The organism is Streptomyces sp. NBC_01016 (genome assembly GCF_026341035.1).
Classification (GTDB): domain Bacteria; phylum Actinomycetota; class Actinomycetes; order Streptomycetales; family Streptomycetaceae; genus Streptomyces.
In genome coordinates this window covers 2,986,090-2,999,580 of the sequence record NZ_JAPEOQ010000001.1, presented here as the reverse complement: position 1 = coordinate 2,999,580, position 13,491 = coordinate 2,986,090, and the positions used below count along the sequence as shown (strand labels likewise).

Here is a 13,491-nt window from a genome sequence, read left to right as displayed (position 1 = left end):
GCGGCCGTGCGGGGAGCGATGTCGTGTTCACTCAGGGCTGCAAACATCAAAACCCCCCGTTCTGTTCCGTATCCTGTGCCCGCGCTTTCCCAGAACGTTCGCCGAACTGCTCTCCGACCAGCTCTTCGACGAGCAGTCCGAGCACGCTCCGCACACTCTCCATACGGATTTCCGTCCGATCGCCGTTCAACCGCAGGGCGGCCACTTTGTGGCTACCAGCGAAATCGGCCGCGCCCTCGGAACGATCAGCTCCAGGCCCCACCGCGGCCACGTACACGGTCCCGACCGGCTGCCCGTCCTGCGGCTCCGGCCCCGCTACGCCGGTCGTGGCGACGCCCCAGTCCGCGCCCAGCGCCTCCCGCGCCCCGGCCGCCATGGCCAGTGCGACCTCTGGATGCACGGGCCCGTGCGCGGCGAGCAGATCCGCGTCGACACCCAGCAGCCGGTGCTTGAGCTCGGTCGCGTACGCCGTGACAGAGCCGCGGAAGGCCTTGGAGGCCCCCGGCACCGCCACGAGCTCCGCGGCCACCAGACCGCCGGTGAGCGACTCGGCGACGGCGAGGGTCTCCCCCCGCTCCGTCAACAGGCGCAGCGCCTCGACCGCCTCGTACGTCACTTCTCGGCAGCCTCCGCGGACGCCTGCGCCGCAGCCTTCGACTCGGCGATCCCCGCGCGCCGCAGCACGACGGCCTGCCGCACGTAGTCGAGCCCGGTCACCACCGTGAGCGCGACGGCGACCGCCATCACCCACCAGCGCAGCGTCGCGAGCGGCCCGGTCAGCGCCAGGATGTACATGCCGACGGCCGTGCCCTGCGCGAGCGTCTTCAGCTTGCCGCCGCGGCTGGCCGGAATGACCCCGTAGCGAATGACGATGAATCGCAGCAGCGTGATCCCGAGCTCGCGCCCGAGAATGACGCCGGTCACCCACCACGGAAGATCACCGAGCGACGAGAGACAGATCAGCGCGGCGCCCATGATCGCTTTGTCGGCGATGGGGTCGGCGATCTTTCCGAAGTCGGTGACCAAGTTGTATGCACGCGCCAGATGCCCGTCAAAAACATCCGTGATCATGGCAACGGCGAACGCCGCCCACGCCCAGGCCCGCCACGCCGGGTCGTACCCGCCGTCGGCCAGCATGAGCGCCACGAAACCCGGCACCAGAAGGAGCCGGATCATGGTCAGGATGTTCGCGATGTTCCACAGGCTCGCCTGATTGACGGCCGCAGTACCCAGCTTGCCTCCGGGCGACGGCCTGCCGGTCCCGCCCGTAGCGGACGCCGGGACTCCGGTCATCTGTCCGTCTCCTCAGCGATCTCCAGCGGCTCGGCCACGAGATCGACACCTTCGGTGCCGACCACCTTTGCCTCGACCATACGGCCGATCGTCAGACCGGCGCCGCTCGTGAGGCGCACCTGCCCGTCGGTCTCGGGTGCCTGGTGGGCACCGCGCCCGAGGACACCGTCCTCCTCGTCGACGGACTCGACGAGCACCTGCACGGTCTCGCCCACGCGCTCCTCGGCGCGCTGCGACACCAGCTGCTCGGCGAGCCGGGACAGGCGCGCGAGACGCTGCGCGACGACGTCCTCGTCGAGCTTGTTCTCGTACGTCGCCGCTTCCGTGCCGTCCTCGTCGGAGTAGCCGAAGACACCGATGGCGTCCAGGCGCGCACCGTTCAGGAAGCGCTCCAGCTCCGCGTAGTCGGCCTCGCTCTCGCCGGGGAAGCCCACGATGAAGTTCGACCGGACACCTGCCTGCGGGGCCTTGGCCCGAATGGTGTCGAGCAGCTCCAGGAACCGGTCCGTGTCACCGAAGCGCCGCATCGCGCGCAGCACGCCGGGCGCCGAGTGCTGGAAGGAGAGGTCGAAGTACGGGACGACCTTCTCGGTCCCCGTCAGTACGTCGATCAGGCCCGGCCGCATCTCGGCCGGCTGCAGGTAGCTGACCCGCACCCGCTCGATCCCGTCGACATCGGCCAGCTCGGGCAGCAGCGACTCCAAGAGCCGGATGTCGCCCAGGTCCTTGCCGTACGACGTGTTGTTCTCGGAGACCAGCATGATCTCCTTGACGCCCTGCTCGGCGAGCCAGCGCGTCTCGTTCAGTACGTCGCTGGGGCGGCGCGAGATGAACGAACCACGGAACGACGGGATGGCGCAGAACGAGCACCGCCGGTCGCATCCGGAGGCCAGCTTCACGGACGCCACAGGGGCGCCGTCGAGCCGCCGCCGCAGCGGGGCACGCGGCCCGGACGCGGGCGCGAGCCCGTCGGGAAGATCCACCGGAGCGTGCCCCGGCAGTGCGATCCCGGAGCCCGCCTCCTGGCGCTCGGCCGGGCTGATCGGCAGCAGCTTGCGCCGGTCACGCGGGGCATGCGCCTCCACGTTGCCCCCGGACAGGATCGTCTGGAGGCGGCCGGAGATGTCCTCGTAGTCGTCGAAACCGAGCACACCATCGGCCTCGGGCAGCGCCTCGGACAGCTCCTTGCCGTAGCGCTCGGCCATGCAGCCGACCGCGACCACCGCCTGCGTTCTGCCATGACCCTTGAGGTCATTGGCTTCCAGGAGGGCGTCGACGGAGTCCTTCTTCGCGGCCTCCACGAAGCCACAGGTGTTCACGACGGCGACATCGGCTGCGTCGGCGTCCTCGACGAGCTCCCAGCCGTCCGCCTCCAAGCGGCCTGCGAGCTCCTCCGAGTCCACCTCGTTACGGGCGCAGCCAAGGGTGACAAGTGCGACGGTACGGCGTTCGGGCATGGAAACAAGACTACTTCGTTCCACTGACAGCCCTACCCGCGAGGGGTTACCGCAAGATCGCCGACTCAGCCGACCTCGGGGTCACCCTTCGTGTACGACAGCCGCTCGACCTGCCCGGCCCTGAACTCGTCCTCGATCTGCTTGCCGTTCACAAACAGCTGGATGTTGCCCGCGTCACCGAGCACGAGGTCGATCTTCTGGTTGTCCTGGAAGGTCTTCGTCTGGCCGTCCTGCAGCAGCCCGTCGAACATGATCCGCCCGTTGTGGTCCTTGGCGGAGATCCAGCTGCGCCCGTCCGCCGCGCTGACCTTGACGGTCACCTTGTCCGCGGGGGCCGCGGCGATCGCACTGTCGGTCGGATCCGGCTTCGGGTCGGTGGGCTTCTTGGTGCTGGGGCTCGGCTTCTTCGTCGTGGGCTTGCCGGTCGCCGGGGTGGACCCCTCGGCGGCCTGCTGCTGGCTGCCGTCGCTGTCGCCGCCGCTGAAGGCGGTGTAGCCGACGAAGGCGACGACCGCGACGATCGCCGCGACCATGGCGGCCGTCCAGTTGGGCCTGCGCGGCTCGGAGCGGATCCGCTCCGTCTCGAACAGCGGCGTGGCCGGCGTCGGCGCGGGGCGTCCACCGTGCTCGTCGCCGTACTGGTCGATCAGCGGCTCGGGGTCGAGACCCACGGCACGCGCGAGCGTGCGGATGTGGCCTCGTGCGTAGACGTCACCACCGCAGCGCGAGAAATCGTCCTGCTCGATGGCCTGCACGATAGGGATGCGCACCCGGGTCGACTGGCTTACCTCGTCGACGGTCAGACCCGCGTCGACGCGTGCCTGCTGGAGGACACTGCCGATCGACGGCCGGTCGTCGTCCGCGTGCGGGATACGGTCTTCCGAAGGGCGGTCGTCTTCAGGGGAGTTGCCGATGGACACGGGGGCGCCTTTCGAGCGTGTAGCCACCTGCTGGAGGTTCAGTGTAGGGGGGGTGTGAATGGGTGAGGCAACCGGGCGGTCGGACTTTGTACGCCATCAGAATGGCCAACCATCCCGCTGGCGACGTACACAGCTGCCTCCCCCTCAACTTGACGTAGCCGACGAGGAAACGGTTGCTCCGATGCCCGTACGGGTGACGTCGTTCGAGGGGATCACCTTAGGGTTGAGCCTCCCCGCGGATCACCGCGAGCACTCCCTCTAGTTCATCGGCTTTCACAAGAACGTCTCGAGCCTTTGAACCTTCACTGGGTCCGACGATGCTCCTCGATTCCATCAAATCCATGAGCCGCCCGGCCTTGGCGAAGCCCACGCGCAGCTTGCGCTGCAGCATGGAGGTCGAGCCGAACTGCGTGGAGACGACCAGTTCGACGGCCGCGCACAGCAGGTCCAGGTCGTCGCCGATGTCCTCGTCGATCTCCTTCTTCTGCTTGGTGCCCACCGTGACGTCGTCCCGGAAGACGGGCGCCATCTGGTCCTTGCAGTGCTGGACGATGGCGTGGATCTCGTCCTCTATGACGAAAGCGCCCTGCATACGGGTCGGCTTGTTCGCCCCCATGGGGAGGAACAGGCCGTCGCCCTTGCCGATGAGCTTCTCGGCGCCCGGCTGGTCGAGGATGACCCGGCTGTCGGCGAGCGAGGAGGTGGCGAAGGCGAGCCGCGAGGGGACATTTGCCTTGATGAGGCCGGTGACGACGTCGACCGACGGACGCTGCGTGGCGAGGACCAGGTGGATCCCGGCCGCGCGCGCGAGCTGCGTGATCCGGACGATGGAGTCCTCGACGTCCCTCGGCGCGACCATCATCAGGTCGGCGAGCTCATCGACGATCACCAGCAGGTACGGGTACGCCTTCAGCTCCCGCTCGCTGCCCTCGGGCGTGGTGAGCTTGCCGTCCTTGACCGCCTGGTTGAAGTCGTCGATGTGCCGGTAGCCGAAGGCCGCGAGGTCGTCGTAGCGCAGATCCATCTCCCGCACGACCCACTGCAGCGCCTCGGCGGCCTTCTTGGGGTTGGTGATGATCGGCGTGATCAGGTGCGGGATCCCCTCGTACGCGGTCAGCTCCACGCGCTTGGGGTCGACAAGGACCATCCGGACGTCCTCGGGCGTCGCCCGCATCATGATCGAGGTGATCAGACAGTTGATGCACGACGACTTACCGGAACCGGTAGCACCGGCGACCAGGATGTGCGGCATCTTCGCCATGTTGGCCATCACGTAGCCGCCCTCGACGTCCTTGCCGAGCGCGACCAGCATCGGGTGATCGTCCTCGGCCGCGTCCGCGAGGCGCAGCACGTCGCCGACGTTGACCATCTCGCGGTCCGTGTTCGGGATCTCGATGCCGACCGCGGACTTACCGGGGATCGGCGAGATGATCCGGACGTCGGGGGACGCGACGGCGTACGCGATGTTCTTCGCCAGGGCCGTGATCTTCTCGACCTTCACGGCGGGGCCGAGCTCGATCTCGTACCGCGTGACCGTGGGGCCGCGCGTGAATCCTGTGACGCCCGCGTCGACCTTGAACTCGGTGAAGACGGTCTGCAGCGACTCGACGACGGCGTCGTTGGCGGCGCTGCGTGATTTCCCGGGGCCACCACGGGTGAGCAGGTCGAGTGACGGCAGCGCGTACGTGATGTCGCCGGCGAGCTGGAGCTGCTCGGCGCGCGGCGGCAGGTCCCCCCTCGCCTCGGGCGCGGACTTGGTGAGGTCCGGCACGCCGAGGGACGTGGGAGTCGGCTCAGGCTCCTTCTGAGCGCCCGCCGGGGTCTTCTTGACCCTGGCCCCCGGCACGGGTGCCGAGCGGTCCCCTGTGGCCGTCTCACCGCTGTTCTCGCCGTTGCTCTCACCGGAGACGCCCTGCGTGAGGTCGGCGACGAGCGGCGACGGCGGCATGCCGTGCAGCACGGCCCCGTCGAGCGCGGCGGCCGCCGCCGCGGCCACGTCGACCGCGTCCATCGGCCGCTCCATCGCGGGCTGCACGGACCGCCGCGACTTGCGCCGCTTGGCAAACGCCTCCTCCTCGGCCCGGTCCGGGTCGTACGACTCCGGGGCCGCGGGGCGCTTGCGCGAGCGCACGGGCGTGGCGTCGCGCCATTCGTCGTCGTACTCGTCCGCCGTTCCGTCGGCGAAGGCCGCGTCCTCGTGCACGACGCCGAGCTTCACGCCGAGCTGGTGCAGGCGCTGCGGAATGGCGTTGACGGGCGTCGCGGTCACCACGAGCAGCCCGAACACGGTCAGCAGAACGAGCAGCGGGACCGCGAGCACCTGGGTCATGGTGAAGCTCAGCGGCGTCGCGGCGGCCCAGCCGATGAGCCCGCCCGCGTCCCTTATGGCGCGCATGCCGTCCCCGCGCGCGGGTGAACCGCACGCGATGTGGACCTGTCCGAGCACGCCGATGACGAGCGCGGAGAGGCCGATCACGATCCGCCCGTTGGCCTCGGGCTTCTCGGGGTGCCGGATGAAGCGCACGGCGATGACCCCGAGCAGGATCGGCACCAGCAGGTCGAGGCGGCCGAACGCGCCGGTCACCAGCATGTCGACGAGGTCGCCGACCGGGCCCTGCAGGTTGGACCAGGTACCGGCCGCGCAGATCAGCCCGATCCCGAGCAGCAGCAGCGCGAGCCCGTCCTTGCGGTGTGCCGGGTCAAGCCCCTTCGCGCCACGCCCTATACCGCGGAACATCGCCCCCACGCTGTGCGCGACGCCGAGCCACAGGGCGCGTACGAGCTTGTACAGGCCCCCGGTCGGATTGGGCGCCGCCTTGGGGGCGGGCTTCTTCGCCACGACCTTCTTGGCGGGTGCCCTCTTGGGCGCCGGCTTCTTGGCCGCGGCCTTCGCGGGGGCTTTTTTGGCAGCGGCCTTTTTCGCCGGAGCCTTGGTCGGCGCCGCCGTCTTCTTCGCGGGCGACTTCTTGGCTGCGGGACGTGAGGCCATAGGTGTGAGGTTACCGGGGGAGCCGACCTTGGACACGTGTGCCCACTGCTTCACCCGATCGTGTCGCGAACTGACGGGGCGAAAACTGACGTGTCCTCAAAGCCCGAGCGCCGCCCCCGATTCGGGGGCGGCTGCTTCAGATCTGGGGCGGTCGTCTCAGTTCTGGGACGGCAGTGAGGGCGCTCCGCTGCCCGCCCCGGGCTCCAGGGCGTCGAGCGCCCTGCGCAGTCCAGTGAGTTTGCGCTCCAGGTGCGCCGCCGTGGCCACCGCCGCCGCGTCCGCGGACTCGTCGTCCAGCTGCTTCGACAGCGCCTCGGCCTGCTCCTCGACCGCGGCGAGCCGCGCCGACAGCTCGGCGAGCAGTCCCGCCGGCTCCTTGGTGTCGCCGATGGCCTTGCCGCCGCCCTCCAGCTGGAGCCGCAGCAGCGCCGCCTGCTCCCGGAGCTGGCAGTTCTTCATGTACAGCTCGACGAACACCGAGACCTTGGCGCGCAGCACCCAGGGGTCGAACGGCTTGGAGATGTAGTCGACCGCCCCTGCCGCGTAGCCACGGAACGTGTGATGCGGTCCGTGGTTGATCGCGGTGAGGAAGATGATCGGGATGTCCCGTGTCCGCTCGCGGCGCTTGATGTGCGCAGCGGTTTCGAAACCGTCCATTCCTGGCATCTGAACGTCCAGCAGAATGACCGCGAAATCGTCCGTGAGCAGCGCCTTCAGCGCTTCCTCCCCGGACGATGCCCGTACCAGTGTCTGATCGAGCGCGGAGAGGATGGCCTCCAGCGCCAGCAGATTCTCCGGCCGGTCATCGACCAGGAGGATCTTGGCCTTCTGCACCATGGCCCGCCCTCCTCGCCCCGGCATGGGGCCGCCCCTGTCCGCAGGACTCGGGGAGGCTCCTTTCGCCACCCCAGGGGACGACTCCCTTGCGTCGTCCGTCCTTGTGCCGGTCATGGTAGCCGCACCCCGCCTGTCGCCACACCCTGTCACCGCGATGTCACCGTGCACGTAGCAGAAACGCGGTGGGAGACCAGAAGGTTCCCCGAATCCCGCGCCTCTACACGACTTCGACCACACTCAGTCAGCAACTCATCTTGAACATTTCGGTTTCCGGTCACTCACCATGCATCCACCGCTCCATCACAGAGAGCAGATGATCCGGGTCGACCGGCTTCGTAACGTAGTCGGAAGCGCCCGACTCGATGGCCTTCTCCCGGTCGCCCTTCATCGCCTTCGCGGTGAGCGCGATGATCGGCAGCCCGGCGAACTGCGGCATCCTACGGATCGCCGTCGTCGTCGCGTAGCCGTCCATCTCCGGCATCATGATGTCCATCAGCACAACTGTCACATCGTCGTGCTGTTCGAGGACTTCGATGCCCTCGCGCCCGTTCTCCGCGTACAGGACCGAGAGGCCCTGCTGCTCCAGGACGCTGGTGAGCGCGAACACGTTGCGGATGTCGTCATCGACGATGAGCACCTTCTCGCCGCCGAACAACAGCCCGCGCCGGGGCGTGGGCGCGCTCTGCTCGGCCGCGCCCGTCGCACCCGACATCCCGCCGTCCCAGTGCTCGTCCGCGCGCTCCTGAGCGGGCAGCGGCTGGCCCTGCAGCGGCCCCTGCAGCGCCGTCCGCTCGGGCGGCGCCGAGTTCGTCGGAGTTGTCCTGCGACGGCGCCGGAACAGCGCCGCGGGCCCGTTCTGGGTGTCCTGGTAGGACCGCACCTCGGCCGGGGTCTCCACCTCGGCGGGCTCGGGCGCCGCGTCGAGGGCGAGCCGCTCCCCCGGTTCGATGGTCGGCGCGAGCTGCGCGTACCCCTGGGGCGGCAGTTCGCTCGGGTGCATCGGCAGGTACAGCGTGAAGGTCGAGCCGCGTCCGGGCTCGCTCTGCGCGTGGATCTCGCCGCCCAGGAGGCGGGCGATCTCGCGGCTGATGGACAGGCCGAGGCCCGTACCGCCGTACTTGCGGCTCGTCGTGCCGTCGGCCTGCTTGAACGCCTCGAAGATGACGCGCATCTTGCTGGCCGCGATACCGATGCCGGTGTCGGTCACCGAGAAGGCGATCACATCGCCGTCGACCTCGGTCAACGAGCCAGCTTCCAGCAGCTGTTCACGGATCGCGTTCGGCACGTCGCCACCGGCCGGCCTGATGACGAGCTCGACGGCACCGGAGTCGGTGAACTTCACCGCGTTGGAGAGCAGGTTGCGCAGCACCTGAAGGAGGCGCTGTTCGTCGGTGTGCAACGTAGTGGGCAGTTCCGGCGACACCCTTACGGAGAAGTCGAGTTGCTTCTCCGCGGTCAGCGGCCTGAACGTGGCCTCTACGTAGTCGACAAGCTGCACCAGGGCGATGCGTGTCGGCGAGACGTCCATCTTGCCCGCCTCGACCTTCGACAGATCGAGGATGTCGTTGATCAGCTGGAGCAGGTCGGAGCCCGCTCCGTGGATCGTCTCGGCGAACTCGACCTGCTTCGGGGTGAGGTTCGCGTCGGCGTTGTCGGCCAGCAACTTGGCAAGGATGAGCAGCGAGTTGAGCGGCGTGCGCAGCTCGTGCGACATGTTGGCGAGGAACTCGCTCTTGTAGCGCATCGAGACGGCGAGCTGCTCGGCGCGCTCCTCCAGGACCTGTCGCGCGTCCTCGATCTCGGTGTTCTTCACCTCGATGTCGCGGTTCTGCTGGGCGAGCAGTTCGGCCTTCTCCTCCAGCTCGGCGTTGGACGCCTGGAGGGCCTTCTGCCGGTTCTCCAGCTCGGCGGAGCGCTCACGGAGCTGCTCGGTCAGCTCCTGCGACTGCCTCAGCAGGACCTCCGTCTTCGTGTTGACGGAGATCGTGTTGACGCTCGTCGCGATCATCTCGGCGATCTGCCCGAGGAAGTCCTTCTGGATCTGCGTGAACGGCGTGAACGACGCCAGTTCGATCACGCCGAGCACCGTGTCCTCGAACAGCACGGGGATCACGATGACCTGCGCCGGAGGCGCCTCACCGAGCCCGGAGGCGATCTTCAGGTAACCGCTGGGCGCGTTGTCCACGAGGATCGTGCGCCGCTCCTGCGCGGCCGTCCCGATGAGCGTCTCGCCGGGCCGGAACGCCGTCGGCATGGAGCCCATGGAGTAGCCGTAGCTCCCACACATGCGCAGCTCGTACGCGTCCTCGTCCGCGATCGCCGCGTCGGCGCTGTCGTCCAGCGGCAGCGCCAGGAAGAACGCGCCGTGCTGCGCCGACACCACCGGCGTCAGCTCGCTCATGATGAGCCCCGCCACGTCGTCGAGGTCGCGGCGGCCCTGCATCAGACCCGAGATGCGGGCCAGGTTGCCCTTGAGCCAGTCCTGCTCCTCGTTGGCGATCGTGGTGTCGCGCAGGTTCGAGATCATCTTGTTGATGTTGTCCTGCAGGACCTGGATCTCGCCCGCGGCATCGACGTCGATCTTGAGGTTGAGGTCGCCGCGGGTCACCGCGGTGGCGACGGCCGCGATGGCGCGCACCTGACGGGTCAGGTTCCCGGCCATCTCGTTCACCGACTCGGTCAGGTCGCGCCACGTGCCGTCCACGTCGCGCACCCGCGCCTGGCCGCCCAACTGGCCCTCGGTACCCACCTCTCGGGCCACCCGGGTCACCTGCTCGGCGAACGACGACAGTTGGTCGACCATCGTGTTGATCGTGGTCTTCAGCTCGAGGATCTCGCCGCGCGCGTCGATGTCGATCTTCTTGGTCAGGTCGCCCTTGGCGATGGCGGTCGTGACCATCGCGATGTTGCGCACCTGTCCGGTCAGGTTCGAGGCCATGCCGTTCACGGATTCGGTCAGGTCCTTCCACGTACCGGAGACTCCGGGTACGCGGGCCTGGCCGCCGAGGATGCCGTCCGTACCCACCTCGCGGGCCACCTTGGTGACCTGGTCGGCGAACGAACTCAGGGTCCGCACCATCGTGTTGAACGTGTCGGCGAGCTGCGCGACCTCGCCGCGCGCCTCGATGGTGACCTGACGGGTCAGGTCACCGTTGGCCACCGCGTTGGCGACCTGGGAGATGTTGCGCACCTGCATGGTCAGGTTGTTGGCCATCAGGTTCACGTTGTCGCTCAGGTCCTTCCAGATGCCCGTGACACCCGGAACCCTTGCCTGACCGCCCAGTTGCCCCTCGGTGCCCACCTCACGGGCCACCCGGGTCACCTGCTCGGCGAACGACGACAGCTGGTCCACCATCGTGTTCACCGTGGTGACGAGTTCGAGGATCTCGCCCTTGGCGTCGACGGTGATCTTCTTCGACAGGTCACCACGCGCCACAGCCGTCGTGACCTCGGCGATGTTCCGCACCTGAAGCGTCAGGTTGTTGGCCATGCCGTTCACGGACTGCGTCAGGTCCTTCCACGTACCCGACACGCCCTGCACCTCGGCCTGGCCGCCGAGGATGCCGTCCGTACCCACCTCGCGGGAGACCCGCGTGACCTGCTCGGCGAAGGCGGACAGCTGGTCCACCATCGTGTTGAGGGTGTTCTTGAGCTCCAGGATCTCGCCGCGCGCATCCACGTCGATCTTCTGCGACAGGTCACCCCGCGCCACCGCCGTGGCGACCTGGGCGATGTTGCGCACCTGGGCCGTGAGGTTGCCGGCCATGCCGTTCACGGAATCCGTCAGATCGCGCCACACGCCGGCGACGCCGGGCACCTGCGCCTGGCCGCCCAAGCGGCCCTCCGTGCCTACCTCACGGGCCACGCGGGTCACCTGGTCCGCGAAGGCGGAGAGCTGGTCGACCATCGTGTTGATGGTGTTCTTCAGCTCCAGGATCTCGCCGCGCGCATCCACGTCGATCTTCTGCGACAGGTCACCACGCGCCACCGCCGTCGTGACCTGAGCGATCTGCCGTACCTGTGAAGTCAGGTTTCCGGCCATGAAGTTGACGGAGTCGGTCAGTTCCTTCCACGTGCCGCTCACGCCGTCCACGCGGGCCTGACCGCCGAGGCGGCCCTCCGTGCCCACGTCACGCGCCATCCGCGTCACCTGGTCTGCGAAGCTCGACAGCTGATCCACCATCGTGTTCACGGTGTTCTTCAGCTGGAGCATCTCGCCGGAGACGTCGACGGTGACCTTCTGCGACAGATCACCGTTCGCCACCGCCGTCGTCACCTGGGCGATGTTGCGCACCTGTCCGGTGAGGTTCCGGAACGCGGTGTTGACGGAGTCGGTCAGGTCCTTCCACGTACCGGCCGCGCCCGGCACGAGGGCCTGACCACCGAGCTCACCCTCGACACCGATCTCCCGGGCCACTCGCGTGACTTCGGAACCGAAGGCGGACAGCTGGTCCACCATCGTGTTCACGGTGTTCTTCAGCTCGAGCATCTCGCCCGCGACGTCGACAGTGACCTTCTGCGACAGATCACCGTTCGCCACCGCCGTCGTGACGGTCGCGATGTCCCGCACCTGAGTTGTGAGGTTCCGGAAAACCGTGTTCACCGAATCGGTGAGGTCCTTCCACGTGCCGGCGGCTCCCGGCACATTGGCCTGGCCACCGAGCTGGCCCTCGGCACCGACCTCGTTCGCCACACGCGTGACCTCGTCCGCGAAGGTACGCAGGGTCTCCGTCATCTGGTTGATGGTCTCGGCCAGCTGGGCGACCTCGCCGCGCGCCGACACCGTGACCTTCTGCGACAGATCGCCGTTGGCCACGGCCGTGGTGACCTGAGCGATCCCACGCACCTGCGCGGTCAGGTTGCCGGCCATAAGGTTCACCGAATCGGTGAGGTCCTTCCACACTCCGGCCACACCGGGCACCTGCGCCTGACCGCCGAGCTCACCCTCCGTGCCCACTTCGCGGGCCACACGCGTGACCTCGGAGGAGAACGACGACAGCTGGTCCACCATCGTGTTCACGGTGTTCTTGAGCTCGAGCATCTCGCCCGCGACGTGAACCGTGACCTTCCGGGACAAGTCGCCCTTGGCCACCGCAGTGGTGACGAGAGCAATGTCACGTACCTGTGCGGTCAGCCGGTACGCCATCGTGTTGACGGAATCCGTGAGATCCTTCCACGAACCGGACATTCCACGTACGCGCGCCTGTCCACCGAGCTTGCCCTCGGTACCCACCTCGCTGGCCACGCGCGTGACCTCGTCGGTGAACGTGGAGAGCTGGTCGACCAGATTGTTGACGGTCCGGCCGACCTTCAGGAACTCGCCGCGCAGCGGATGCCCGTGCGCCTCGGGCTTCCCTTCCGGCACCTGGGCCCGCAGCTCCATACGGGGCGACAGGTCGCCGTCCGCGACCGCCGAGAGCACCCTCCCGACCTCGGAGACGGGCCGTACGAGGTCGTCCACGAGCGCGTTGGACGCATTGATCGCCGTGGCCCAGGAACCCTCGCAGGCGCCCGTCTCGAGCCGCTCGGTGAGCTTGCCCTCGCGCCCGACGGTGCGGCGCACCCGGGACATCTCACCCGTCAGGTGCAGATTTCGGTCGGCCACTTCGTTGAAGACGGCCGCGATCTCCGACATCACGCCGTCGCCGCTGACGGTCAGGCGCTTGCGGAAATTGCCGTCTCTCATCGCGACAAGACCTGCGAGCAGCCTGTTCAGAGCCGCGGTATCCACGGTCGTCGTTCCACTGCCACCGCGCGTTTTGCGCTGTTTTGCCAGGGACTGTCCGTCTTCTGCGCGCGTCTTCTTGCTCCGCGTCGCTGCGCCAGACTCCACTGTGTCCCTCCCGCAGGGGTCGACCTGTACTGCTCGGGTAGCTCGGGTTTCTTCGGATTCGCTTCTACCGCCGCATCGGCACTTCAATGCGTTCTTCTATGGAAGCTTGCCCAGTGTTTCACCATGGCTGAACCAGGCCATAACAGTTCGGCAGCTTCGCAC

7 protein-coding genes are annotated in these 13,491 nt (G+C 68.0%); all 7 read right to left on the bottom strand.

Annotated features, from left to right (window positions below; all coding sequences use genetic code 11):
• Nucleotides 1-46: 46 nt before the first annotated feature.
• Nucleotides 47-616 (bottom strand): CinA family protein, encoded by a 570-nt coding sequence (locus OG746_RS13950; RefSeq protein ID WP_266714907.1) that lies wholly within the window; start codon nucleotides 614-616, stop codon nucleotides 47-49.
• Nucleotides 613-1,293: a CDP-diacylglycerol--glycerol-3-phosphate 3-phosphatidyltransferase gene (gene pgsA, locus OG746_RS13945; RefSeq protein WP_266714906.1), complete on the bottom strand. Its 681-nt coding sequence runs from the start codon at nucleotides 1,291-1,293 to the stop codon at nucleotides 613-615. The genes OG746_RS13950 and pgsA overlap by 4 nt, the downstream gene beginning before the upstream one ends.
• On the bottom strand, nucleotides 1,290-2,750 hold the full coding sequence (gene rimO, locus OG746_RS13940) for a 30S ribosomal protein S12 methylthiotransferase RimO (protein ID WP_266714905.1): 1,461 nt from the start codon (nucleotides 2,748-2,750) through the stop codon (nucleotides 1,290-1,292). The genes pgsA and rimO overlap by 4 nt, the downstream gene beginning before the upstream one ends.
• Before the next feature lie 65 nt (nucleotides 2,751-2,815).
• Nucleotides 2,816-3,670 (bottom strand): helix-turn-helix domain-containing protein, encoded by an 855-nt coding sequence (locus OG746_RS13935; protein WP_266714904.1) that lies wholly within the window; start codon nucleotides 3,668-3,670, stop codon nucleotides 2,816-2,818.
• Between the two features lie 217 nt (nucleotides 3,671-3,887).
• The gene (locus OG746_RS13930) at nucleotides 3,888-6,659 is read right to left on the bottom strand and encodes a DNA translocase FtsK (protein WP_266714903.1); all 2,772 of its coding nucleotides are present in this window, start codon (nucleotides 6,657-6,659) and stop codon (nucleotides 3,888-3,890) included.
• Between the two features lie 156 nt (nucleotides 6,660-6,815).
• A complete protein-coding gene (locus OG746_RS13925; RefSeq protein ID WP_266714902.1) occupies nucleotides 6,816-7,496 on the bottom strand; it encodes a response regulator in 681 nt (226 codons plus the stop codon).
• Nucleotides 7,497-7,770: 274 nt separating this feature from the next.
• Complete coding sequence (locus OG746_RS13920) at nucleotides 7,771-13,329, bottom strand: HAMP domain-containing protein (RefSeq protein ID WP_266714901.1); 5,559 nt, start codon at nucleotides 13,327-13,329, stop codon at nucleotides 7,771-7,773.
• Nucleotides 13,330-13,491: the final 162 nt, after the last annotated feature.